Genomic DNA, 26,499 nt, shown 5'->3' on the forward strand with positions numbered 1-26,499 from the left:
ATGCAGCTTAATGAACAAACTATTATGACGGCTCTGCAGGCGGTCCAAGACCCTGATCTGCACAAGAATATCGTTGAACTGAACTTTGTCCAGAATCTAAAGATCGATGGCGACAAGGTGAGCTTTGATCTTAGGCTTACGACGCCGGCATGCCCGATTCGCGATCAGTTCAAGGACCAGTGCATTACGATTGTCAAGTCGCTTGGCGCAAGCGAAGTGAACGTGACGTTTACGGCGCAAGGCCGCGTAGAAAGCTCCAATACGGCAGTACTGGCTCCGAAAGTTTCGTACATCGGCGATGTCGCTCATGTGGTGGCGGTTGCAAGCGGCAAGGGTGGTGTGGGCAAGTCCACCGTAACGGCAAACCTCGCCATGGCCCTCAGCCTCTCGGGTGCCCGCGTGGGAATCTTGGATGCCGACATTTACGGCCCGAGTATGGGACTCATGTTCGGCATCGACTGCGCTCCCGAGGTGTTCGAGGACAACACGATTGCGCCGGTCGAGGCGAAGGGCGGCATTAGTATTGTCAGCATGTGCATGTTCGCCGATAGCGACAAGGCGACCATCTGGCGTGGCCCGATGGTATCGCAGATGATTCAGCATTTTATCCATCATGTGCGTTGGGGCAAGCTCGACTACCTGCTGGTGGACTTTCCTCCTGGAACGGGCGACATTCAGCTGACCCTTACGCAGAATTGCCCGATGGCCGGTGCCGTTGTGGTGACGACACCGCAAGAGGTGGCTCTTGCCGACTGCCGCAAGGGGCTTGCCATGTTCGATTCCGTGGGCGTTCCGGTGGTGGGCGTCGTCGAGAACATGAGCTACTTTATTTGTGATGAATGCGGCAAGCACCATCATATCTTCCGCGAAGGCGGTGGTGAACGCATTGCCCAAAAGTGGGGAGTCCCCCTGATTGCAAAGGTTCCGCTTGAACCTGCAGTCGCGGGCTGCGGTGACGAAGGTACGCCGGCCGTGCTCCGTTACCCGAACTCTGAATCGGCCAAGGCCTTCATGCAGGCCGCCGATGCGACCGTCCGCACGCTTTCGATGTTTGCATCCGAAGGTAATGGTGTGCTCAAGAATTTTAACTACGATTTCGAACAACTTCCGGTGGAGGCTGTCTAATGATTCAACCGAAGAAAGTTTTTAGAACTGCCGAAGGAAAGCTGGGGTTCGAATGGAACGACGGTAGCCGTGGTGCATGCGATATCCGCACTCTCCGCTTGGCTTGTCCTTGTGCATTGTGTGTCGATGAACATACTGGCGAAAAACTCTTGGATGAATCGACGGTACCACAAGATATTTCGCTTGTCAAAGTGCAGTCGATTGGCCGCTACGCCGCAGGCCTTACCTTTAGCGACGGTCACAATTCGGGAATTTACCCTTACGAAAAGTTATATAACTTGACGAAAACAAAGTAAAAAGACATATTTGGATAGTCTTCAAGGAAATTTCCTATGAAGAATTGAAGGTATGTATTTCTATGAGTGATGCAAACGAAGCGCTTTATTTTAGGGACCTCAACAGGTTTCCGACCCTGAGTCCTCAGGAAGAAGAGGCTCTTCTTGCGATTATCAAGAGCGACCAGGCGGAAGAAATCCGCAAGTCGGCCTTGCAGCGCCTGATTCGGGGTAACCTCCGTTTTGTGGTGAGTGTCGCAAGAAAGTACCAGGGGCGTGGACTTTCCCTGCTTGATTTGATTAACGAAGGAAATATCGGGTTGTTCAAGGCGGCAAAACGCTTTGATATGGGAAAGGATGTCAAGTTTATTTCTTACGCGGTTTGGTGGATTCGCCAGTCTATCCAGAAAGCCCTGTTTGAACAGGTGGGCGCGGTCCGAATTCCGCCCAACAAGCTTGCTTTGGTGAACCGCTTTAAACGGGCCTTGATGCAGAACGACGGTGACTACGATCGTACCATAGCTATGGACGAATTCGCGCCGTTCGAAAAGGACATCGTCGAGGTCATGGAAAAAATCGTGGACATTTCGCTGGATGCCCCCATTGGCGACAGCAACAATGTCGGCGGTAGCGGTGACACGGTCAGTACGCTTATGGATGTCTTGGGATCCGACGGTAACCAGGACGAAGACATGGAAAAGGATGAACGCAAGAAACTCATCCAGGAAACCTTGTCCGCCCTGCCGCAGCGCGAAGAAGAAATCCTTCGCATGTTCTATGGTCTTGATACGGTTGAAGATACGACGCTCAAGGATATCGGTGAAGATTTGAAACTGAGCCGCGAACGCGTACGCCAGATCAAGAACAAAACCTTGCGTCGTTTGCAAAAGAGCAAGGAACATAAAGAAAAACTGGCTGATTTCTTGGAAAAGTAATGGCGTATTCGTCTTCGGCAGCCCGCAGGGCTGCATACTTGTTTTTGACCCTTTGTTGCGGAGCCCTGCTTACTTTTGCGGGCTTTCGTATTTATGATGTATATGGCCCCAGTAAAATTTCGGTAGGCGGGATTCCGTATGGCCTTCCTGCCGGATCGACGGTTGCTCGCGGTGATACGCCGGATTTGACCGCCGATGTGGCCAAGGTCCCGGTGCAGGTACAGACGGAACTTCGCCGTGCGACGGAGCTTGCCCGTTCGGGCTCTTACCAGGCTGCCTACGACATTTACGACGGCGTGATTGTCCTTTACCCAGATCTTTTGCCGGCGCTCCTCGGACAGATTAATACTTTGTTTGAAATGGGCGCGCTGACGGAAAATCAGCAGGACCGCCTTTCCCTTTTGATAGGAAAACTGCAGGCCCGCTTGCCGGGTTCCGGCGTGGCGACCTATGTAGAAAGCCGTAAAATTTACCAGTCCGGCAATGCCTCTGCCGCCCTGGAACTTGCCCGCGTGGCCTCTGAACGTGCGCCCGCCTTGTACCAGACTCGCCTTTGGTACGGCAAGCTCCTGATGGATAACGGACGTTTCTTGCAGGCCGCCAACGAATTCAAGACGGTGGTGAGCCTTTCGGGTGGCGATGTGCCTGCCGCCTACGAAAATCTTGCCGAACTTTACCACCGTAGCGGTCAGCTGGACAGTTGCGCTGCCGTTGTGGAATACGCCCTTTCGCAGTACCCGGTCAACGTGAAGCTTTTGCTGTTGCAGGGTTACATGGACGAATACCAGGGCCATTTCGATGCCGCCGAAAAGATTTACCAGCGCATTCTGGCCTTCATGCCCGATTACGCTCCGGCACGCGAAGCGGTCTCTACTTTGGGCGAAAAGTCTCCTCCGGGTCCGGGTAACGGCGTGGTGCTTTCTCCGCAAGACCGTGCCCAGACGGCGCTCGATATCTTGGAACCCATGGTCGACAAGTATCCCGAAAACCTGCCGCTCAAGGAAGCTCTTGGCCGTGCGTACTTGAAAGGTCGCCAGTTCGATTTGGCCCGCAAGCAGTTCCAGGATATCCAAAAGGTCGATCCAGAATACCCTGACATCCAGCAGCGCATTCAAGAATCGAATATTACGAGGCCGGCTCCCATTAACAAGAACGACGGCTTGACTGCGAACTTGAACCGCGCTGTCGATAGTCTGCGCGAAACGATGGCCCCGTCTGCCGTTCATGATTTCTCGACGATGCTTGGCCATTATGTGGTGCGCTACGGTGCGACTCCCAAGGAATTCTTCAAGAAGTATTCTATCGGGAACTTTAGGCCCGTGGCAAAGAACGTGTGGCAGGAATCGTTCTTTGTTGCTCCTTACATGCACACCTACACGGTCGTCTTTGATTCCCTGAATCATTTCCGCGAAGTTCACGTGGTCGTTTACGATTCTTCTTCGAGCTCGAACCATTTCGGAATCGCGCCCGAAATCTACACGAGACTCCTGAAGCAGAATTCCAGAATCTCCGGCATTGGCAACAGCACGGGCGAAACCGATTGTGGCGATGGCCTGATTATTGATGCCGCCGTGTGGGAAACGCAGGACAACTTTGAAATGCTTGCCCGCGTGGTGGGTAAACCGGCCGAAGTCCGCATGGTCCGCTTTGACAAGTCCGCGCTCCCGCCGGGCCTCAAGCTCTGCGATTACACCAAGTATCTGAATGAATTCTAGCGAAGAACGTTAATGAGTGATGTGAAATGTGGAATGTGTAATGATTAATTTTACATCACTCATCGCACATCTCACATCTCACATTTTTTTTATCCCGCATTTTTGTATCTTTACACTATGATGTTCCGTTTTTTGGCATTGGCTGCTGTCGCCCTCGTGTTCGAGGGGTGTACTTGCTGTGCCTACCTGAACCACATGTTCAATGCGGAACGCCTGGATGAGCAGGCTGCCGAAATGCGTGCCGCCCGACTCGACAGTATTCCAGATAGCGAAAATTCCCTGCCCGGCTCTGAAGAGCGCCAAAAATACGATAAGATTATCGAAAAGGGCTCCCGTGTGCTGGAGCGATTCCCCAAGAACAAGAAACGTACCGCCGAGGCCGTGTTCCTGATTGGTGAAGCTTTCCGCCATAAGCATGAATGGGGCAAGGCCATTACCAAGTACGACGAATTCGAACGCTATTTTGCCGACCACGATTCCATGAAGGCGGTGGAATACCAGCGTGCCTATTGCCTTTACCGTAACCACGAATACAACATTAGCCGTTTTGCCCTGGAACCGGTGATTGCTTCCAAGGATCACCCTTATTATTTCCAGGGACTGAATCTTCTTTCGCTTTTGGACGAACAGGCCGAATTCCCGGACCAGGCGATTGCCTCTTTGGAAGCGGTGTTGGCCGATTCGGCCGGTACGCCCTTTATGCGTGGCAAGGCGCACTTTAGACTGGCTGGCCTGTACTACAAGAAAGAAAACTGGGACAAGGCTCGAGAACATTATACCGCCAAGGAAATCAAGGAACTGAACCCGCGCGAACAGCAGACGGCGGGGGAGCAGGCGGCAGAATGCCTTGCTTACCGCAAGGAATACCTGCAGGCGGCCGACGAATACAAGGAACTTTACAAGAATCCCGAATACGAGTCCAAACAGCCGGAATACCTGGTTCGCATTGGCGAACTGACCATGTTGGGCGGACGTTATCCCGATGCGATTATCATCTTGCAGAAGGTGAACACGGAATACCCGCGTTCCGAATTTGCATCTCGCAGTTATTTCTGCCTGGGCGACTACGAACAGCACAAGACGATTGACTACGACAAGGCCGTTGTCTATTACGATAGCAGCTTTATTTCTCGCACGATCAGCAAGTGGGGCCAAGAAGCTCGCGAACGTCGCGACGCCCTTAAGCGCTTGATAGCCATGCGCAACCAGAACGACAAGGAACGTAAAGATTCGATTCCGAACGTAGACAACTTCTTCAAGTCGGAATTCCTGATTGCAGAACTGTTCCTGTTCAAGCTGGACGAAGTCGACAGTGCCATGACCCGCCTGGATGCCGTGATTGAATCGGGCGACAGCGCGAAGTCCTTGCGGGCCCTTTATGCCAAGGCATTCGTTTACGACGAATACATGCATGATCCCGATTCTGCCGAAGAAATCTACAAGCAGATTATCGAGAAGTACCCGGAAACGGAATATGCAAAGCAGGCCCAGGTGAACTTGGGTATGCGCGTGACTTTAAAGACCCGCGAAGATTTGGCGAAAGAAAAGTACATGGAAGCCGAAAGCCTTTGGACGATTGCCGCCGAAATGCCTTTGGATAAAATGGACATGGTGGACTCGGCGTATGCCCGCGCATTCGTGCGTTTTGACAGTCTGTATCAGGAGTTCCCCGAAACGCAGGCCGGTATCCAGGCGCTTTACATGAAGGCGATTTACTTCCAGATGAATCCGGAACGTATCGATAGCACCTTGCTCACTTACAAGCTCCTTCGCGACAAGTATGGCCAGACGCCTTGGGGCAAGGAAGCTGCGAAAAAGATGAACACGCGCCTCACGATTACCGACCAGGATCTGGAACGCCTGCGCAAGCGCGTCAAGAGCAGCGAAACGCATGTGAACAAGCTGTCTGCGCAGTATTACGAAGAATTGAATAAGGCTCCCGAAGAAAAGCAGGCCGAAGTCAAGAGTCAGGAAGATGAAATCCTTGAAAATACGTACAACAGCATGTATGATTTTGAATAGGCGCATCATTTTTGTTGTGCTGGCGATGTTTGTGGCAGTGCTTTTGTCTAGCTGCGCCGACGGAAATGCAAAAATTGCCTCCCGTCAAGGTTACGAAAGGTTCCCCGAAGACACTCAGACTCCTCAAAAGGGTAAAAAGGGCAAAAAGACCGCTCCAATCGGAAAGGTCATGAAGGGCCAGGCGAGCTATTACGGCCCTGGATTCGATGGTAAGAAGACTGCCAGCGGTGAAATTTTCAATCAGAACGCTATGACCTGCGCCCACAAGACCTTGCCTTTTGGCACCAAGTTGCGTGTGGTTCGCGACGACACGGGAGCTTCTGTCGAGGTGCGCGTCAATGACCGCGGCCCCTTTGTGCGCGACCGCATTATCGATTTGAGCGCTGCCGCCGGCAAAAAACTGGACCTCGATAAAGTCGGGCATGCCAAGGTTACCGCTACCGTAATAGAGTAGTGAAATTACCCTAAAGAATGAAAATTGCCGATGTCATAATTTGACATCGGTTTAATTTTATATTTAGCTGTACAGAAAAGCACTAGTAAGTTTGTGTGTTTTCCTTGAATTAGAGGTAAATATGTGTAGCGAATATGATCTTGGAAAATCCGCCTGTAAAGCCGACCGCGAGCCTATGATGCTCTGGAATTCCGGCTTTTCGTCCTTCAAACGCCGTATAGACGAACAGCTTCAGCTGAATGGATTCGATGATTCTTTAGTTGATGACGAAACCCTGCTGCCGTTTTACCGTGCGGGCGAAAGCGAAACCTACGTGCTTACGGCATTGGGCTGTGCCGTGGGGGTGTAATGTTGGCAATGTTTGCCAGAAAGGCTTAATTTGCCTTGTTGCTAACAAAGTATCATGCGTTAGTAGAATATGTAAATAATAATGTTGTATATAATAATTGTGTATTTGCATGGAAATTTTAGAACAAATGTGCAGCTTTTGATGAGGTAAACAAAGTTTTACGAAGTAAAGTTGGTTGCGGGAAACCCGATAAATGAGGTTTTTTATAAGGAAAAACCTTGTACGAAAAATTAGCTACAAAATTTTTACATTCAGTGCGAATTTATTAAGAAAATATTATTTTATATTGCAGATTTGAATAAATTAAGTAAAAAAGTGTGATTTCCACGACTGAAGGCAAAAATATGGCTAATGAAGAGTCTTCTCAGAAACAGGGTGAAAACCTTTCTTCTGTTACCTATTTTGTTGAGAAACTGGCAACGGTTTTTTCTCGAGTTAAAGATTGTGTCTTGCAAGACTTGCTCGATGAGCTTATAAAAGAGGGCGCTACCTGGGAAGATTTCCAAAAAGAATTGGACCAAGTAAAGGATAACAGCATAGACAAAAACATTGATGATTTCAAAGTTTTTGTTGACAGAATCGTAAAGAAACTCGGTTATGATATTTCGGCTGCGAAGGCAGAGTGCGGCGAACTCTACAATGTGTTAGCGCAACTAGTTGTATCTGGAGAAAAGCTTGGTGTTGCGTTCAAAAAACTTTTTAAGGAATACGAAGATAAAGACCCTCAGAAGGTTCTCGAAGACCTGATATCAGGTATTAAAGTTACACCTAACGAAAGCAAAGACGGCAAAAATGCCACGCTTGTCACTTGGTCTGATGTAAAAGAAAGCTTCGGTTCCCTTGACAATTTCTGTAAAGAAGCAAAAAAAATCGGCGATAGCGATACTATATTAATCGGAACAGAGAAGTTTAATATAGGCTTGGCCGCTGAAGGTAGTGATTATGGTAAGATTATGCCCATTCTTAACCTCGTCCAGGAGATTCTTGATCTAATCAAGAAGTTCTCGGATATTGAATGGGGAAAAATAAAGGACGAATTCGAGGATTTTGGTAACTTTATATATGACTCGTATTTTACGGAAGAATTCGGCAAGCGAATCCTGGATTATATCCTTATTCTCATTTTGAAAAATGCCAAGGACGTTTTCAGGGAAGATCTCGATGCGATTTGGGATGAACTCAAAGTTTATAAAAAACAAATAGGGCAGGATTTAAAAAGTCTAGAAAAGAAACTTGATGAGCCTCTTAATGCCGTTGTCGAATTTATCAAGAAAATAAGCGGTGACAAGGAAGTCAAGCAAATTTTGGAATTTTTGGACGATGTTATTGATCTTAGGGATGAGATTGATGAACTCAAGTCTGGTCTAGAAAAAGAATTAACCGAGGCTCTAAACGCAGCCGAATCAGAGATTAGCTCCGCGCAGGATGCAATAGAATCTGAAATAAAAGATCTTGCTAAACAAGCAGAAAAATCTCCTACAGGCGCAATTGAGGCCATTTCAGACACAGCCGGTAAAATCGGTGACGCTATTAAAGATTCCGCAGAAAAGTTAGAAGAGACTGGCTCACATCTCAAGGATAACGCCGAGAAATACATTTCTTCTGAAATAGATGACATCCAAAACAAAATAAATGAAGCTCGTGATCGAATCAAGAAAGAAATTGAAGATCGCATTAAGGAAGAAATTTCACGCCGAGTTCAAGCGGCCATTAAGGTTGCAGAAGAAAAGATAAAGGAACTCATTAAGGAATTTATCCCCCAATACGACTCTCTCGCAAGAGCGTTCCACAAGATTTACGCCGTATTGGAGTTCGCCGGAATAATTGGCGAGGAAAAGGTCAAGCTTGCGACCTACATTCCTAACAAAGTAGACAATAATGATGGCGGCGTTTTAGATCCAATCAAGTCCATAGAGATTCCCTCTTTTGACTGGAAAGCTTTGGCGCAAATATTTACAAGCCCCAAGAGTTATTTAGAAGACAAATTCCCTTTAAACGATTGCAACGATATCGAAAAGCTAATCGTCAAAGTTTCCAATTTGTTAAATGCCTTTGACTGCAATATTCCTAAAATAACCTCTGTTAAAGATTTCTTATGGGAATTGGTTGCTCGCGTTGAAGTAGAAATTAAGAAAAATGCAACTAATGGAACAAATGATTTCATTGAAAGTTTGAAGACTCTCAGGGCGTATATTTACACAACTTTGATTGCCTTGGAAGATATTGCTCTTGAAACAAAGAAACAATTGGCATTTGAATTAGACAATGCCGTCAAACAAGGCGAAAGTCTCGTTAATGATCTAAAATCAAAAATAGGTGGCGAGCTTGAAAATATTGAAAAGAACATAAACAACAGGTTGAATGATCTCAAGAATACTGTTGTAACAAATGTTGGCTCTATAGATCAAGAGAGCGCCTTCTACCAAATTTTTATTGAAACGCTAGGTGAAGCCGCGCAAGAAGAAATTTCCGCATCCTTTAATGGAGTAAAGCTAAACAAGGACGTAACCCTCAAACATTGTAATGACTCTGTCAAGAAATCTGTAGAAAGCCTTCGTGAAAATTCAAAAAATCTTATATCGAAAATCGAGGATTTCCTTGATAAGGATAAATGGGAAAACAGCTTTAATGCTACCGTAATAAAACTAAAGACTGAATTTGAAATACAAACGGCAGGAATTCCAAAAAATAAAGAAGAAATTGAAGATGCTATTGCGGGTTGCATTGATGATTTGTTGGGAGGCGATTCACCAAAGAATCCGTTTGCTGGAATTGATTTCTCTAAGTATTACGAAATCGTGGCAGATGCCGTTGAAGATCGGCTTCCAAAAGATTTGGACAAAGAATTTGAAAATATTGAGAATGTTCTAAATGGAACAATAAAGGAACTGACGACTGCCATCTGTAAGGATGTCGAAAAATTAAGAGAAAATGCTGAACAAAATGTTGATGCGATTGCTAAATATTCGCAAGGCATTCCGCAGCTTGCTTGCAATATCTTAAACGCATGGCTCGAAAAGGTTAAGGAGAAATTCTACGAAATCATTATCAAGCCTATAATCTCTCAAATTCGAAAGGCGATTAAGGTTTGGTTCAGTGAAATTCTTAGTAAAGTTCTTGAAGTCGTCAAAAATAGTTTAAGAGAAATTCTTAAAAATTCTGAACTCAAGCAAATATTAAATAATGCCGAAGACGTCATTAACGCTGTTGTCGGCATGATTCCTGAAATTCTGAAACTCGTCAATGATGTCAACGTTTTGGTCGATGAAGCCAAAAAAGTTGATACCTGGAAGAGCGGTTTCCTGTTTGCAGTAAAGGTAATCAAGGCCATTCCAGAGGTAATCAAGGCCATTCCAGACGAAATCAAGGATAAGGTTTTCGAAGTCTGCAAGCTTCCGAAGCTTCCGGCTTGTTTAGAGAACTTCAAATTGCCCGACTACAAGTTTGATGCCGAAAACAATATCCTGATTGTAAACATCTGGACAAAAAAGGTTTCCGACAACAGTGGAGATGCCACAGGAAATGCTGACGTTTGTATACAACTCGCTCTATTTGCAGGCGAGATTACCGTTAATAATGAAAAGCATGATGGCCTTTACATAGTCCCCATGGTGACTGGTTCTTTGGGCTCCGTGATTGGTATTGGAAAAAATCATACGCTTAAACTTGGAGCATATGCGTCGCTAAATAAAGACGGGGTTTCGAATAAAACGGATTTGGATGGAACAACGTCCATTTTCATTGATGTTGATGAATCCTTCAAAAAGAATCCGATTAACGTAACAGGAAGCAAAGAATCCGTTAGTGCAGAGGCCTCTTTAACATTCGGCAGAAAAGAAGGGGTTGATCCGTTAAGCTTCTTTGACACTGATATAGCTTCTCTGAGCATAGGCAACTACTCTGTAGAGACATCTGTTTCCTATAATAAGAAAGATTCAGAGCATAAGGGCTTTGATTTTGGTGTAAAAGGCTCATTAGAAAAATTAGTCCTTACATTGAAACTTCGCAATCAAAACGATTTCTTTGAGAAAATTTTGAAGGACGATATAGCCATTAACCTAAGCAAACTTGAGGTTGGCTATTCCCTAAGCGACGGGTTCAACATAGATGGCGGGTTATATGTCAATATCCCCATCAACAGTGATATTGACTTGAAATTTGTCAAGTTCAACAATATCAGTTTGGAAATTGGTGGCGAAAAAGGCAATCTCATTGCCAACCTGTTGACAACCTTCGTTGTGGACTTGGAAGGCATTGTTATCACCTTCCCCGAAATGGGGCTCGGTATTAAATGCAATGTCTTAGACTCCAATTTTAAGCCGGGTTCTTTCAAAATATCTCCGAAGTTCAAGTTCCCCAGCGGCCTTGGCATTTCCATTGACGTTGAAGCGGTCAAGGGCTCCGGATTTGTGGACTGGAATGAAGAAAAGGGCCGGTTCTTTGGACAAGTGGAATTGACCATTCTTGACAAGTGTGGTGCCAGTGGAAGAATCCTGTTCACCACGGGCAAGAACAATACGCCGTACTCCTTTAGCGGAGCCCTGAGCGTGTTCTTTACCCCGGGCATTCAGCTGGGCATGGGATTCTCGTTGACCGCAATTGGCGGCTCCCTTGGCGTAAACCGCGGCCTAAACATTGATAAACTGCGCGATGCCGTATACGATGGAACGCTCACCACTGTCTTGCTGACCAAGAATATCGATAAGGATATCGACAAGATTCTTGCAAATATCGATGCCTACTATCCGATTCATGAAGGTCAAATGTATTTTGGCTTCCTGGGGCAAATCACCTGGGGGGAAATCCTTAAAGCGGACTTTGGCCTGTTTGTGCAGGCTCCGAGTCCCGTAGCCATTATTATTGCCGGTAACGTCGCGGTAAAAATTGAAAATGAAACTGCTAAAAAGCTTATCGCTATTAACGCAAGCTTTATGGGCGGTTATCAGTCCGACAAGGGAATCTTCTTTGATGCCCACCTATACGATTCCCATATTGTAGGTATCGACCTTTATGGCGATGTGGCCTTGCGCATTTACTGGGCCGGCGACACTAAGGGATTTATATTGTCTGCCGGTGGTTTCCACCCGCAGTATAAGCCCGAAAGCGGCTTCAATCTCCCTGATATGAAGCGCATGGGAATGAAACTGGATTATGACATTCTGAAGATGTCGTTGGAAGCATACTTCGCGATAACTTCGAATACGGTCCAGTTCGGTACTGATTTCCAGATGAGAATTGGCTGGGACAAGTTTGGAATTTCTGGATATGCCGGATTTAACGCACTGTTCCAGTTCCACCCCTTCAAGTTCGTTGTAGACATGTCTGCAGGTCTTGCCGTCAAGGTGGGCAGTTGTACCATTTGCTCTATTAGTCTTGACTTTGAACTTGGTGGTCCTGCTCAATGGCATGCCAAGGGTACTGCCAGCTTCTGGGTTCTGTTTATTAAGATTAAGGTGTCCTTTAATCTTACATGGGGCAAAAAACAGATTGATGACAATCGTAGCCGAATCGATGTTCTTCCGCTCTACACCAATGCCTTTAACGACAGAAACAATTGGAAGTTTATATCCACAGATCTTGTCGACAACATGGTGTCCATGGTGGAATTGGACAAGAACGATTTCGTGTTGCAACCATCTGAGAGTATCGAGTTCAATCAGTCTGTAGTTCCTTTCGAAACGAAAATGGATTGCTATGGCGAAGACATTGTCAATGATTACAACATCATGGTGTTAGATGATGTCTTGGTCGGCGAAACACATGTTGAACACAACAAGGTTAAGAATTTCTTTGCACCGTCACTTATCAAGAAATTATCGGAAGACAAAAAACTTTCACTCCCGTCCTACAAAAAAATGTATTCGGGATTCAGAATTAGGACGGATTTCAAAAAAGACAATTTGAATTCAGCTTCTATTAATTGTACTCCCGACATAAGGGTGCTTAATATGTATCCAGAAAAGAGTAACGATTCTTTTTGGAATGATTATGCTAAGAAATACGAATGTGAAAATAAAACGTCTACGGTAAGTCTGTCTCGAACCAGTACCGCGTCAAACAGGCAAAGGGCTGCGTCGCGAAGAACGGCGTCCGGATTTAAGAGGTACATCAAGCAAACAGATTCTTGTTTGACGGAACGATATCAGGCCTTATTATCCGACGACATCTTGGAATAATAATCTTTAACGCAAACGATTTATAAGTGGAAAATAATATGAGCAATGGAATGAATGGAGCAATTGACGAACAAGGGACATTTTTCCCTTTTGTGAGAAAAGGAATTGCTACAAAAATCACACAAAAAGATGAACTTGCCAGCAATGAAAATGATGCCGCCGATCAAAAAGACATGGTCTTGTACCGGGAGCGCGCAGCTGTTGAAATAAGAGCGAAAATTGCTAGTGGACAAATAGAAAAAGAAATCGACGATACTACTACAAGGTCGCCGAGAGCTCTCATAAAAGATGCCGTAATCAGTTCTGAAACGAAAATTGTAAAAATTGTCGGCCCAGGCGACATTTTGTCCATAAACAACAATGCTGTTATGAATATTTCTCCGGCCGCAAACTCAGAAGGTTTTCCAAACGATTGTTTCCCATACATAGAGTTTGATGATCCTGATTTCGCTTGGCGCTATACCCCAGCAGCACCCAATAATCAAAAACTTCGTCCGTGGATAGCGCTTGTGATGTGTGAATCAGACAAGTGTGAAATACAGAATAGTGGAAATGGCAACAAGATAGTTAGGTTCAAAATAACTGAAAAGGAATACCCGGTTGTTTTTCCTCCAAACGATGAAATATGGAAAGCCGCTCATGCTCAAGGAGACGCTGGTGCCGATGCTCGCTTCTGTAGGCTCTTGGGAATGCGTCGAGAAGGGGTTGAATACCATCTAAAAGAAAATAGAAATTACACAGCGATAGTTATTCCCGTTTTTGAAGTAGGTAGGCTTCGCGGTCTTGGCTTTACTTCAGAGAAACTCAAAGATGTTGTTGCCCAGAAACCTTCTTGGGAAAACAGTTTAGAAGCTCAAACAAAGGACAATAACCACCCTTCCCCCCTAACATTCCCTGCATATTATACCTGGAATTTTAAAACTGGTGATTGTAGTTTTGATACGCTTGTAGAAAAATTGCAAATATACGAGGATGCAAAATCCGGTATTGCTGTTGATGTGACCTCTTTAGGTCAGGGCTTAACAAATACATCGGCAAACAAAACGATTTTAATGCCGGCAGCAACAAAGGTTCCTACCAACGATCCAAAACTGGAAAATCCCGATCCGTTCCCGAATCCAAAGCAGACGGACGAAAAGAATCTTTATAATTCATTGAAGGATTTGCTTAGCCGAAGCCCTGTTTTTGTTGAAAACCAACAAGATGTCCAAGACGTAAAAAAGAAGGGTGAATACGAGAAAGATGACCCATGGGTTGTTCCGCCTATATATGGTGGAAAGCATAGTATGGCGCTCTCATTCGATCATAAAGACACCCCTGAATGGGTGCGTCAGGTTAACCTAGATCTTCATTATAGGGCTGTTGCAGGCCTTGGTAAAAAGACCATCCAAAAGAATCAAGAAGAGTTTGTAAATCGAGCTTGGAAACAGGTTGAATTAGTACAGGCTCTTAACAGGGCTTTGTACCAAAAACTTTTGAGTATCAAAGTTAATGCATCTGTCAGGGGCTTAAAATACGAATGGATGGATCAAGGCAACGAGAACGTTTTTGTTGCGCGATTCATGCAACGCTTGTCCACCATGCAAAAAACGAAAGCCGGTGGCAACGGAAAATCGCTAAACGACATTTTGAAGGATAAGGGTATTCCTGCCGCCTTTGCTTCGGCAACGTTCCAACGAGTGACGGACCGCATGTCACAAAAGGTTCAAAATTTAGATTCAACAACTTTAATGGATCATATAGCGGAGAATCAGATATTCAAAAATGATTGGCACCCATTCCATGATTTACCAACAATAGAACAGTTAGAAAATACTGTAAAGAATCTATTGCCCTTGATTGTGGAATATGTTATAAAAACAACGCTTGGCGATTATGTTTCTTATTATAAAACAGGGCTCTCAACGGAAATTAAGGACGGAGACGAATTCTCTTTAAAATTCTCAGGATACAAATTCGGTTGGAAAAAATTAAATCATCTTCCGTGTTGTGGAACCACTGGTGATCGTATACGCGCCTTTATTCCTAATCATTCAGGCCAAGGCACTTGTAGGATTAGTGACCTAAAGAGTGAAAAAAATTCAGTTGATATTAATGTAATTGGATTGTCTGATACAGTTTATTCACAACTTTTTGGAAGTGTAACGCCGATTTCAAAATTGGTTACTTCGAATAATTCGATGAATGTATATTTTGTTTCTACAGGCAAATTGTTTGAATTGAGAAATAAAGATGAAAACGTGAAAAAAAATGTAACGTTCTATGCAGATCGTGGAGAAACAAAAGATTTATCTGTGCCCCGTTCTGGTGGAACTGGTGGAACTATAAATGTACCTGTTTTATCAGTGAATGTTTTGCCAGCAGACTTTGTGTTTATTAACATCGAATATATAGATAAAAAGTATATTCAGACTTTTAAAACTCCGTATGATTATGCTCTTTTCATTCGTAATTCAAAGGAATCTGGAAAGTACACTTTAATAAATGAATGGGAAAATTTCAAAAAAGAAGTTGCTTCGCTCAAACAAAAATTCAATGCCAGCGAAAACAAAACTTTAGATTCGGAATCAAATTCCGCAAAGAGCTCTAATAATTCTACAAAGTCAAATCAAGACATTGATAATCTCAGGGAAAGCGCGCTTGACGACCAGACTTACAAACGAATCCAAGAAGTCGCTTGTAATTACTACAAGGAGTTCATCTCCAATGAGGTTCTTCGTAATAAATATGTGGAAGACCTTCTCCAATCAAGGTACCCCATTATGGCGTACCCCATGTTCCCGGAGCCGGTTTACCATTACCTTAACGAATTATCGGAAAAGTTTATTCTCCCCTGTATTGAGGGGGTTCCCAACAATAGTGTTGCAATGTTCGAAAACAATACAGCCTTTGTGGAAGCCTATTTGTGCGGCATGAACACCGAAATGGGAAGAGAACTGTTGTGGCGAGAATACCCAACAGATCAACGTGGATCTTATTTCAAAAAGTTCTGGGATTCTGAGACCGACAGCGAATCTATTCGCAATGATGATTTCTTTGATGTGAAATCCTTGCATACATGGACAGGAAATCTTGGCAAAAATCATTGTGCAGGAAAGGATGGCTTGTTGCTGTTCGCTATCAAGGGAAACCTTATCAAGCTGTATCCTCATACAGAAATCTATCTTCACAAGGCAAAAGTGGTATCAAAGGAAGATGGTGCCATAAAATTTGATTATGATAATGAGGCTGAAAATGCAATCATAAAGCCTGTCGCCGAAGCCTTTTTAAAGGATATTTATATTGTCGGGTTCAAAATAAGCCTAAAAGAAGCATTAGGCTCACCAAAAGGACCAAATCAAGGATATATCTTAACTTTCAAGCAGATGGTTGAAAATTTAGCCTTTAAAAATGCTCATTCTTCCGAAATGGAAGAGAAAACATCTGCGGATTATGCCAACAACCACATTGATACGCCGTCTACTATCGGTCGTCACGTTTTAACCTTTCTTAAAAAGAATTAATGAAAATGCCCCAAAACAACACAAATCGCCAAAATGAATTGAATAAGAATGAGTTGAACAACATTCTCAAGAATACAAAAGTTCAGCGTCCGTTTATGATGTTTCCTTTGCGCTTGGAAACCCATTTCCGTAATGTGAAGGGAAAGAAACAACTTTGCGTAAGAGTATTTCCAGATGAGATTATGCTGGATTATCATACTGACAGTTTGACAAAGCAAGAAATAGAGGACGGCAAGTTCTTTTGGATTCAATGGTACATTGCCAGCGGTAGTGATGCAAGAGAATATGAGGCATGGGAAGTTTTATGTAAAAAATATCCTGTGCATCGCGCAGCATGGATTTGTCGTTGCTTAAGGCCAAAGTATATTGATGAATACAGACCATGGCAAAAGCTCTTTTATCGTCGTCCATACACAAGTTTGACGGACATAGAAAATAAGTGCAAAATTATTTATTCGCTTCTTTCAAAAATTTCTTTACACCTCAGCGAAGAACAGGTTGAACAAATTGATAAAGAGGTTGAAACCGACGTAGAATATATGGTGCGCGAAAACTTAACTCAAGTTCAGCAATTCTTATTCAGTATTCAATCTAGTGTGTCTTATTGCAAATACCTTGTAGATTATTTGTACGATAACATATACAATATGGCGACGTATTTGTCTCGGTCGCTGGAAACTTGTAATAAGTTTTATGAAAAATTCCCTGGACTCTATAAGGAGAACTGCCGACGCCTTGAGCTTTGGGATGTTGATTATGCGATATTAAGCTCATTGCGCAAAGATGTCGATAATTTTATCAAGACACTAGAGTCCAAAAGAATAACTCTTGATGACATGGTAAAAAGTTACCTAGCCGATGATTCTATTTTTAGTGGCGATTCTCTACTCCGCAAAAATGCATGGACTGTTAACGAAGGTAAAAAACTTGAAGTGCCCGGTTCCAATATCCTCCCTCAAAGATTCTTCTTTGTTGGGGAAGTAGACAATGCGAATAAGGATAAAATTTACGCCTATTCCAACGAAATCCCTTCGGATCTTCAAATGGGCATAGATCCCAACGAACAAGAAGTAGATGAAAATGGTCAAAAAGTTTCGCCGTTCCAAATTAACAGCAATGGTGATATGGTAATTAAGGGTGGCGCCAAATGGATGACGGATTATGATGAAGCCGAAAAATGTGGCATGGCCATAACCGTTCCGATATCAGATGACATCACAAAATTTAATTATATCTATGTCTTGGGGATAAATGATTTTTCCGAAAAAGAAAGTGTTGATCGATTGACAAATCTGTTTAATGGCCACAATTATGCCGTTTCAAGCATGTCCTTCCTTTCTGCGGGAACACCAACAAACAGTTTGGACGGTAATTTCAAAGACGATAGTGAAGAAATTAAACGCGAACGTTTTGACATAGAAGTTAACGATTCATACAAGAACTTTAGCCGATCCAAGGATTCCAAGATTCTAGCTGATTTTACTGGCATGGCATTTGACGATTGTTGGGGAAGCGTGATTGGCGGCAAACATACACAATCTGAAATGGCTCAAATTGTGTATAAGGAACTATGGAACCACTTTAGAAGTAATATTAAGAAAGATGATGAAGATTTAAAGGAAATTCTTGATCTTGTAGGAGACTTTGTCGTAAATCATGTACGCGCAAGAGGTGTGTTGCCTACAGTAAAGATTGACACGCTCCCTTACGGGTTCCTACCCGTTGCCGATTATGGGAAATTACGAGAAACATTTAATGATGGTAGCGAGGAATCTAAAAAGTTCCTTAGGCTTTTTGACCAATTGATTGACTTGGCGAATACATGGAAAGAATGCCGAAAAGAACAAAAGTTATGGTCAAAAGAATTGGTTGGTAACGATGCTGAACGTAACTATCTTAAAATGGCGGGGCAAACGCCGTATTCAATTTCTTTCGTAGAACGCTCTGTATTGAGAACTCCGTTCCTCGAGAAAAACTTCTTAAAATACCCAACTACAGGTATTCTCGCTGATTTAAGTGACATGGAATTCTTTGCAGATCAGCCTATAGATGACGCTGTTAAGGAAGTTTCTCTCCAAGGTCTAAAAAACTGTATTAACCAAGGCATAAGAAACCAGTTGTCTGACGAGGAATTGAACATCTATGTAGCCGAATTCTTAGATTTGTTCACTTATCGACTTGATGCCTGGTTTACTGGTTTCGTCAAGTTCGCAAAAGAGCGCTTGGACAAAAAGGGACAAAAAGCCGCGCCGCAAATTGGTTCGTATGGCTGGGTTTTCGGCCTTAAAGAAAACAATCGTGTCGAAATTGAAGATGTAGGCAAACGCGAAAAAATCATTCGCGACATGAAACTGGATCTAGATCCGAATACAAACGCGATTTACAAGAGTACCGGAGAAGACAAGGGACACTATATTGTAGCGCCTTCCATACAACATGCTTTGACCACGGCGGTTTTGAGAAGCGCCTATCTGAAATCCAAGAGCAGTGAAGAAGATGCTCACATTTGTGTGAATTTGTCTTCCATGCGAGTTCGTCAAGCCCTGCGCCTTGTAGATGGTATTAAGCACGGTATGTCGACTAGTGTAATTTTAGGCGTAGATCTTGAACGATATCTACACGATGCGGCCGATACATTTGGAGTGCATCTAGACCAATTCATTTACCCGCTGCGCCAGCAATTTAAACAAGTTGTTGATTTAAACTCTCAAACAGAAGAAGCTGGCTGCTATTCCATGCAGGTAATCAATGGCGAGGCTCTTCTCAATACATTTATTGAAGAATGGAAATGGTCAAAATCTGTCTCTAGTTGGTTAGAAGATAATTATAAAGATAATGGATCTCTAGAATGGGTTCGTAATCTTAATGCTAATTCCAATAACGGATTGGTCAATGTAGAAACAAGAAACGCGTTCTTCAAGCAGATTGAACGTATGATGGACTCTTACGACGCCTTGAATGACCTATTGCTTTCAGAAGGTGTGCACCGCCTTGTTATGGGTGACAAGAGTGCCTTCTACGCAATTGGCCAATTCCTTAAAGATGGTAAAGGCAGCATTCCGGAACTGGAAATTTTAAAGAATCCTTCAGAACATGTTGTTGTGGCGCATAAAACCGGAATTATGCTTCCAGAAGTTGATATTGATGTTGAAGACGAAGAAAATACAAACAACTTGATCAACCTTGCGGATCCCTCGATCAATGCGTGGGTGGAAAGCGTTGTCGGCGATATGGACAAAATCAAGGTCCTGATCAAAAAAGATTCTGGCCAAGGTAACGGCGAAGTAGAAGCCTGTTCTTTAGCTCAGCTGGGAATAAGTGGCGCCGAGTATATTTATTTGTCTTCCTTTGAAGGGGCCTTTAAAAATTACCTCAAAACCAAATGGCATTTGCTAAATCCTGGGTTTGTAGGAGAAATTGAAGTTGTTGAAGAGTCAGAAAATGCAAATTGGGCTCCTGAAGATGGGGAGTTGAGCTTAGAAGAAGATCAACTTCGTTTGAAAGTTCTAAGGGAAATCGTACTTCATAGCCGAGAAATGCGTGCTCCAGATATACAGAGCACTCTTTGGGAAGGCGCGGATGAAGTTGATTATACCGATATCAGCGAGTTGAAGTTACGGTATGAAAATCTTTTACTGCGAGAGGATGAACTTCGTTTAAAGATTTCCAAGTGGCGCAGAAAAGCCGAAAAGAGCAGTTTGTATGATGACGCTTTTGTACGAGACGCATACATGTATCTTTGCAATTGCGTCGAAGCGGGCCTTGTTAATTGTATTGGAAAATTTGACACTAGTATTTTCGTAGACAAGATAGATCCTATTGTATATCCTGAAAGTATTCAGAACGCGCAAATGTTGCAAAAAGAGCTTCTTGAAACCATGAAGGCCGTGGAAACGCAGCTTCAGGAGCGAGTGGATAATGCAAAGGCCTTGGTTGCTACTAATAAGGAAACTCTATCAGTTGCAAATTATATTTCCGCAATTCAAGCTCTTACGCTAGAAAATATCAGGGTCGCACCTCGTTTCCATATATTAAAGAAAGAACTTGTTGAAGGCCCCATGATTAAACGTGCGGAACGCATAGATTTCGCTGTTAGGGGGAATTCTAATTCAAATGGTAATGGTTTTATCTATAACAATTTAAATCAAGGAACATTTGATCAGTGGGAAGATGAAGTTTCCGAAGTTAGAGACGGAATGAAAAACATACATCAACTATCCATGTTTCAGACGGCTATCGATAAGGACATGGGTAAGGTTGCTGTACTACAGATGGAATCCTCCAAGTCTGAGGTTATTGCTGGAAATTGGCTTGGTTTGTCTGTTGATGACGAATCAGAATTGCAGGATATGGATTCCATAGTGCTTTACAATGCGGAGGCCTATAACCCGCAATATAGGAGTGGCGGACTTTCTTTAGCCTCAAATGCAGGTCTTGTTGTTGACTCTTGGTTGGAATATATTCCTTACAAGAAACACAACGCAGGCTTAGTGTTCCACGTTGACAGACCGGACAATGAGGCTCCTCAAGCCGTTCTAGTGGCAATAAACCATAATATCAATGTGAATCCATCTAATTTTGAACATACGCAGGCTACACTCCCGGGCACAACATCTAATGTTGTCAATCAAGTCGATCTTACCAAGGGTAGATTATGCTGGTGCCCTGCATGCAGAAAAGAGTCTCTACGTTATCGTGATTCTATTCTTAATCAAAGCAAAAATATTAGCAACACAAATCCTGCAAGAACAAATAACAACCTTTCCCATAGCAGCTCTGTCGTCTGTGAAGGAAAATGGGATGTTGATTCCTTGCTAGGCATTCTAGATGAAACCAGGTTTATGATGATGAATAGGGTGGTTGATCCGGATGGGGTCTATACTAATAAAAAATTGAGTCCTATTTTCCCGCTGTTAAGTGAAATCATCTTTGAAAATCTGAAAGGCTTGAACCACATAACAGGCTCTACTTCTGGATTCTATAAGAATAAGCTGATGATGTGGGATGTGTTTGATGCCATTAGCGGTGGCAAAAATATAAGGGGATAAATTATTATGGCGTCAAAAAAAACTTTTTACAAAGATCTTTTTGAATACAGCAAGTATCATCCTAGATATTTAGATGATTTGGATCTTAGCCGGAAGACGGCCGTCTTTACAAGGCTAGAGCCCATAACCCGGGCTCCGGACTTTCAGAAAGCACTTTCTTTTGAAATATTTGATCCCTATTGGTCATTAGCTCGTCAATGGCAGTATGGACGCTTCGACGGAAACGATTGCGGAACCCCTGTGTCCATAAAAATCAGGACCAAAAAAAGGTGGTTTGACAACATCTGCCGAAAGGATGGAAATGGAGCAAAAGAAACTTACAAATACTCTACGGATGTTCCGTTAGAATATGAAGTGGAAAAATTAGATGTGGAGATTACTCCATACATTCGTGTTCAATCGGCAATGTATTTTAAGAAAATGCTGAAACGAACTTTTGGCTCCAAAATCCCTTCGGAAATTAATAAATATCTGTTGGAAACATTCAGTCTCTCAACCGATGATTTTTATCGCGATCATGACGATCTTGTTGACGATTTAAAAGTAAAAAACAACCAAGCGCTGAAGTCGTTTTCAGCAGCCTACTTAAAACGGTCTTTTGACGGATTCAAACTCTACAAGGCTATTGTTGAAAAAAATATCAAGTTGCGATTGATGCAAACTTCGTCGCCTGACATGAAACTGATGGAGGAATACAAGTCCTGGTTTGAATCAAAATATTTACCGAACAAAAATTCCGCAAGCTGCTGGAGCAACGACAAACTTGGTTATCGAGCCGAAATTCATCAGGATACTAAACAATATGTAGCAGAGGATTATGACAATGGGCGGCTTTCTTGGTATTCCTTTGATTGTAATTCTGACAAGGAAAACAATGAAGGCGAAGAAAAAATGCTCTCTTATATACCCTCGCCTGCTAACTTTACGGGAGCCCCATCTCAAAAGCTATGGGAATTTGAAAACACCAAAGTCAATATGGTTGCCGATGACGAAAAAGACTTTAGCATGTTGGCGACGGCTACCATTATGCAGTACATAAGCATGTACAGCAATGATTGGATGATTGTGCCGTTAGAAACAGAAACTGGTGTAGTCCTTGATGTGGAAGGCGTTGTTATAAAGGATTCCTTTGGCGAAAGAATTTATATAGAAGAAGACGCTGAAGATGTAGATGACCCAGTCGATTCAGTCGAATTTACCGATCGTTGGAATTTGTTCGGCACAACAAGAAGCCAAGCCTTCGCCGAAGATAACTTCACTACAACCAGAGGATTATTGTTCCCTCCTGTGGTCCTGAAAACCGAAGAAAGCTCACCTATTGAAGAAGTTCAGTTCTTAAGAGATGAAATGGCCAATATGGTGTGGGGGGTTGAAACAACTATTAACGATGGTTGTGGTGGAATCATGGATGGCAAGACTTTGTCTGACGCCGTGTTTAGGGATGTTGATGAGAGAAATACGCAGAATGAAGAAACTTTGACGGAAGAGGCATCGACTGAAAAAACGGAAGATGCAAATAAAATGGAAGCAGAATATTCTTTGCTTATTCAGAATCGTGTGCCTTTGAACTGGATTCCGTTCTTGCCGGAACAGTTGGATGATTTCCACAATATTCATTTCCGTCGTGGAAGAATGCCTTTGTTCTACGATAAAGAATTCCTCCCTGTCAGACCCTCCACAAAGTTGTTGGCTGCAGAGAAAGATTGCAATGGTTGTGTGAAACCTTTCTATATCGACGAAAATCAGATTGCGGGTTATGGCACCAAACTTGTTAAAACTGCTCAGAGATGCAGATGGTTCCTTGGAAAAACCTTTAACTGGGTTGGGAACCGCACCATCATTAGCGAATACCAAGCTAATAGTGGATTGCTGTTTGATGAGTTGATTCCTACGGCAAAGATACGTAAAACAATAGAAGTGTCAGATGGAAATGAGGAAATAGGGGAATTGGAAAATACAAATGGTTAAAGGACTTCATGTTAATAGTACGGCTCCTTTTTTGGCAAAAAAAAGCGGAACGGAATATTTTATAGAAGATTTTGAAATTCTTTCCACGATTTTGTCCGCATTAATGTGGAGAAGGTGTAATGGCCCCATAAAACTTTATACAGATGAAGTAGGTTTAGCGTACTACCAAAGCCTGGGCCTTACAAATCTGTGGGATGGGGGTATCGATACCGAAACCATATCGAACATTCCCGATTCTATAGACCAGAATATTTTCTGGGCCGGAGCCAAGTTGTTCGCCCTTAAAAATGAAGGGGCCCCCGTTGCGCTGATTGATATGGATTTGATTGTTTGGACGGATCTTAATGAAATTCTTTCTAAAGAAAAGTTCGCCTGTTTGCACCGAGAAGAATTTGTTGAGTGCTATTTGCCGTTGGAATTGCTTAAGAGACGCAAGGGGTATGCTCCAGATCCTAAGTGGGATTGGTCGGTGAATCCTTGCAATACAGCCTTTGCCTACTTTGGCGACAAGGATTTGTTGGAGTATTACACGGCGTGCTCCATTGACTTCATGACAGACAACAAGGAAATGCCTTGCGAGTTCGTATCTCAAATGGTGTTTGCTGAACAGCGTGTCGTGGCTATGTGTGCAAAAGCTATGGATATTCCTATATACGCATTTTTGAACGACCCTTACCAAGAAAACAATGACAGTTTCTCCCATTTGTGGGGGGCGAAAAGCGTAGCTCGTGATCGTAGAAGTCAACGGGTTGCTCTTTGTTGTGCCTTGATGAAAAAGATTAACAAGCTTTTCCCGGATTATAGAAATGACTCTGAAGCCTTTAATGTAATTATGGAAAATTATTTTTAAAGGTTGTACTGAATCTCTATTTATTCTTGAAACTCACAAACCTGACATTTCCGCAGTAGTCCTTGTGGATTCCTGCGAATTCGAGCCACGGGTAGTTGGCGGCTTCGTTCTTCAGGACTTCGGCTTGTTCCGATCCGATTTCAAGGAGAATCGAGGCGCCTGCGCTTAGCTTGCCTTCGGTCTGCTGTAAGAGCTTGCGCACGAGCGTAAGGCCGTCGGGGCCGCCATAAAGGGCGAGCGCCGGGTCGAACTTGTCGACTTCGGGTTGGAGCTTTCCTTTTTCGCCGTCGGGAATGTAGGGGAGGTTTGCAACCAGGCAATCAATTTTTTTATCGGCATTACCTGCGGCCTTCGCAATTACGTCGGCGGTGACGGCGTCCAGCAAGTCGCCTTGGGCAAAAGCCAGATTCGAACCTTCGGCGTTTGCGCCGAGGCTGTTGGCTTCGGCATTTTCGCGGGCGAGCGAAAGTGCGTCTTCGGAAATGTCCGTGGCGAGCACTTTCGCACTGGCGATTTCTTTCGCGCAGGCGATCGAAATCGCCCCTGTTCCCGTGCCCACTTCTACAATGAACGGAGTTTCAATACCCTTGAGTGCTTCCTTCGCCATATCCACGAGGGATTCGGTTTCTGGGCGCGGGATCAGCGCCCGCTTATCGCACTTGATAATGAATCCGCGAAAGCTGGTGTCGCCGATAATGTGCTGCAGCGGTTCGCGGTTTGCGCGGCGTGCCACCATCTGGCGGAGCACATTGAGTTCGGCCTCCGTCAGAGGCTTTTCAAAGTTCAGGTAAATGTCCATGCGGGACTTCATCTGAAGTCCGTGGCTGATGATGTATTCGGCATCCAATCGCGCGTCAGGAATTCCCTTCTTTTCGAAGAATACCTTGGTGCGGTTCAGAATTTCAAGTACAGTCATCTGTGGCATTTTCTTGTCACGCCCGGCTTAACCGTGCGTCTCCATTAAGCGTTGAACTTTCCGAGCTTTTCCTGGGCGTTCGCCATCTGGAGCCCGTTGATGATTTCATCCAGGTCGCCAGTGATGACTTTGTCCAAATTATAGAGAGTAAGACCGATACGGTGGTCGGTCACGCGGTTCTGCGGGAAGTTGTAAGTACGAATCTTGGCACTACGGTCACCCGTGCCCACCAAGGCCTTACGGCTAGCAGCTTCTTCCTGTTCCTTCTTCGCGATCACGGCGTCCAAAATCTTGGAACGCAGCATTTCCATGGCATGCAAGCGGTTCTGCAGCTGGCTACGTTCGGTCTGGCAGCTCACCACCACGCCCGTCGGGATGTGGGTGAGTCGCACGGCGGAGTCCGTCTTGTTGATGTACTGGCCGCCCGCACCCGAAGAACGGTAGGTGTCCATGTGGATGTCTGCCTCGCGGATTTCCACGTCGACTTCTTCGGCTTCCGGGAGAATGGCGACCGTTGCGGCAGAGGTATGCACGCGGCCCTGCGTTTCGGTTTCGGGCACGCGCTGCACGCGGTGCACGCCGCTTTCGAACTTGAGTGTGCCGTACACGCTATCGCCTTCGATAAACACTCGAATTTCCTTGTAACCGCCCACGGTGCCTTCGCTTGCATCCTGAATGGTCATCTTCCAGCCCATGCGGCTGCAGTAGCCTTGGTACATGCGGAACAAGTCGCCCGCAAAGAGCGCCGATTCGTCACCGCCGGTACCGCCGCGGATTTCGAGTGTCGCGTTGCGGTAGTCCCACGGGTCCTTCGGCACCATCAGAATCTGGAGCTCGTCGGTCACGCCTGGCAGCTTCTTCTCGATTTCCGAAATTTCGGATTTTGCCATCGCGACCATCTCGGGATCCGGGTCTCCGAGTGCCGCCTTGTATTCGGCGAGGTCGTTTACCAGTTGCAGGTATTCCTTGGCCTTCAAAACAGCCTTTTCGATACCCTTGTACTGCTTGTGAATCTTGTTGTAACGAGCCTGGTCAGAAAGAACATCCGGGTTCCCGAGTTCCGATTCCAGTTCCTCGTACTTTTCAATCAGTTTTTGAGCCTTGTCTTTCATCGCGAGCAAATTTAGAAAAATTAAAAGAGTATATTTACCACAATAACTGGA

14 protein-coding genes are annotated in these 26,499 nt (G+C 44.3%); 12 read left to right on the top strand and 2 right to left on the bottom strand.

What is annotated here, in order from left to right; translation table 11 throughout:
* The 12 genes from B7988_RS02060 (at window position 1) to B7988_RS02110 (ending at window position 24,420) form a co-directional block, all read left to right on the top strand.
* Window positions 1-1,125, top strand: a complete 1,125-nt coding sequence (locus B7988_RS02060) for an Mrp/NBP35 family ATP-binding protein (RefSeq protein WP_088656655.1) — start codon at window positions 1-3, stop codon at window positions 1,123-1,125.
* The gene (locus B7988_RS02065) at window positions 1,125-1,421 is read left to right on the top strand and encodes a DUF971 domain-containing protein (protein ID WP_073320779.1); all 297 of its coding nucleotides are present in this window, start codon (window positions 1,125-1,127) and stop codon (window positions 1,419-1,421) included. The genes B7988_RS02060 and B7988_RS02065 overlap by 1 nt, the downstream gene beginning before the upstream one ends.
* Window positions 1,422-1,483: 62 nt before the next feature.
* Window positions 1,484-2,335 carry an RNA polymerase sigma factor RpoD/SigA gene (locus tag B7988_RS02070; RefSeq protein ID WP_073320782.1) on the top strand — a complete coding sequence of 284 codons (852 nt, stop codon included), beginning with the start codon at window positions 1,484-1,486 and terminating at the stop codon, window positions 2,333-2,335.
* A complete protein-coding gene (locus B7988_RS02075) occupies window positions 2,335-4,050 on the top strand; it encodes a tetratricopeptide repeat protein (RefSeq protein ID WP_073320785.1) in 1,716 nt (571 codons plus the stop codon). The genes B7988_RS02070 and B7988_RS02075 overlap by 1 nt, the downstream gene beginning before the upstream one ends.
* A gap of 117 nt (window positions 4,051-4,167) precedes the next feature.
* Window positions 4,168-6,072: a tetratricopeptide repeat protein gene (locus tag B7988_RS02080; RefSeq protein WP_249268800.1), complete on the top strand. Its 1,905-nt coding sequence runs from the start codon at window positions 4,168-4,170 to the stop codon at window positions 6,070-6,072.
* Entirely contained in the window at window positions 6,059-6,526 is a 468-nt protein-coding gene (locus B7988_RS02085; protein WP_170930513.1) for a septal ring lytic transglycosylase RlpA family protein, read from the top strand. Before B7988_RS02080 ends, B7988_RS02085 begins: the two co-directional genes overlap by 14 nt.
* A gap of 121 nt (window positions 6,527-6,647) precedes the next feature.
* Window positions 6,648-6,875 (top strand): hypothetical protein, encoded by a 228-nt coding sequence (locus B7988_RS14810; RefSeq protein ID WP_141225528.1) that lies wholly within the window; start codon window positions 6,648-6,650, stop codon window positions 6,873-6,875.
* Window positions 6,876-7,219: 344 nt separating this feature from the next.
* Window positions 7,220-13,051: a DUF6603 domain-containing protein gene (locus tag B7988_RS02090; protein WP_088656656.1), complete on the top strand. Its 5,832-nt coding sequence runs from the start codon at window positions 7,220-7,222 to the stop codon at window positions 13,049-13,051.
* A gap of 38 nt (window positions 13,052-13,089) precedes the next feature.
* Window positions 13,090-16,554, top strand: a complete 3,465-nt coding sequence (locus B7988_RS02095) for a hypothetical protein (RefSeq protein WP_141225529.1) — start codon at window positions 13,090-13,092, stop codon at window positions 16,552-16,554.
* A complete protein-coding gene (locus tag B7988_RS02100) occupies window positions 16,554-21,602 on the top strand; it encodes a hypothetical protein (RefSeq protein ID WP_088656658.1) in 5,049 nt (1,682 codons plus the stop codon). The genes B7988_RS02095 and B7988_RS02100 overlap by 1 nt, the downstream gene beginning before the upstream one ends.
* A gap of 6 nt (window positions 21,603-21,608) precedes the next feature.
* Window positions 21,609-23,570, top strand: coding sequence for a hypothetical protein (locus B7988_RS02105; protein WP_088656659.1), 1,962 nt, complete (start codon window positions 21,609-21,611; stop codon window positions 23,568-23,570).
* On the top strand, window positions 23,563-24,420 hold the full coding sequence (locus B7988_RS02110; protein WP_088656660.1) for a DUF6734 family protein: 858 nt from the start codon (window positions 23,563-23,565) through the stop codon (window positions 24,418-24,420). Before B7988_RS02105 ends, B7988_RS02110 begins: the two co-directional genes overlap by 8 nt.
* A 16-nt stretch (window positions 24,421-24,436) precedes the next feature.
* Here the strand turns inward: B7988_RS02110 and prmC are convergent, their stop codons facing one another.
* Window positions 24,437-25,345 (bottom strand): peptide chain release factor N(5)-glutamine methyltransferase, encoded by a 909-nt coding sequence (prmC, locus tag B7988_RS02115; RefSeq protein WP_088656661.1) that lies wholly within the window; start codon window positions 25,343-25,345, stop codon window positions 24,437-24,439.
* Window positions 25,346-25,380: 35 nt separating this feature from the next.
* Window positions 25,381-26,448 carry a peptide chain release factor 1 gene (prfA, locus tag B7988_RS02120; protein WP_073320791.1) on the bottom strand — a complete coding sequence of 356 codons (1,068 nt, stop codon included), beginning with the start codon at window positions 26,446-26,448 and terminating at the stop codon, window positions 25,381-25,383.
* Window positions 26,449-26,499 lie beyond the last annotated feature (51 nt).

Origin of the sequence: Fibrobacter sp. UWB1 (assembly GCF_002210325.1) — a bacterium.
Taxonomy (GTDB): Bacteria; Fibrobacterota; Fibrobacteria; order Fibrobacterales; family Fibrobacteraceae; genus Fibrobacter.

Coding starts and splice junctions, on each gene's coding strand:
- B7988_RS02090 (WP_088656656.1), top strand. CDS start 7,220: ATGGCTAATGAAGAGTCTTCTCAGAAACAGGGTGAAAACCTTTCTTCT.
- B7988_RS02065 (WP_073320779.1), top strand. CDS start 1,125: ATGATTCAACCGAAGAAAGTTTTTAGAACTGCCGAAGGAAAGCTGGGG.
- B7988_RS02100 (WP_088656658.1), top strand. CDS start 16,554: ATGAAAATGCCCCAAAACAACACAAATCGCCAAAATGAATTGAATAAG.
- prmC (WP_088656661.1), bottom strand. CDS start 25,345: ATGCCACAGATGACTGTACTTGAAATTCTGAACCGCACCAAGGTATTC.
- B7988_RS02085 (WP_170930513.1), top strand. CDS start 6,059: ATGATTTTGAATAGGCGCATCATTTTTGTTGTGCTGGCGATGTTTGTG.
- B7988_RS02080 (WP_249268800.1), top strand. CDS start 4,168: ATGATGTTCCGTTTTTTGGCATTGGCTGCTGTCGCCCTCGTGTTCGAG.
- B7988_RS02060 (WP_088656655.1), top strand. CDS start 1: ATGCAGCTTAATGAACAAACTATTATGACGGCTCTGCAGGCGGTCCAA.
- B7988_RS02095 (WP_141225529.1), top strand. CDS start 13,090: ATGAGCAATGGAATGAATGGAGCAATTGACGAACAAGGGACATTTTTC.
- B7988_RS02105 (WP_088656659.1), top strand. CDS start 21,609: ATGGCGTCAAAAAAAACTTTTTACAAAGATCTTTTTGAATACAGCAAG.
- prfA (WP_073320791.1), bottom strand. CDS start 26,448: ATGAAAGACAAGGCTCAAAAACTGATTGAAAAGTACGAGGAACTGGAA.
- B7988_RS02110 (WP_088656660.1), top strand. CDS start 23,563: ATGGTTAAAGGACTTCATGTTAATAGTACGGCTCCTTTTTTGGCAAAA.
- B7988_RS02075 (WP_073320785.1), top strand. CDS start 2,335: ATGGCGTATTCGTCTTCGGCAGCCCGCAGGGCTGCATACTTGTTTTTG.
- B7988_RS14810 (WP_141225528.1), top strand. CDS start 6,648: ATGTGTAGCGAATATGATCTTGGAAAATCCGCCTGTAAAGCCGACCGC.
- B7988_RS02070 (WP_073320782.1), top strand. CDS start 1,484: ATGAGTGATGCAAACGAAGCGCTTTATTTTAGGGACCTCAACAGGTTT.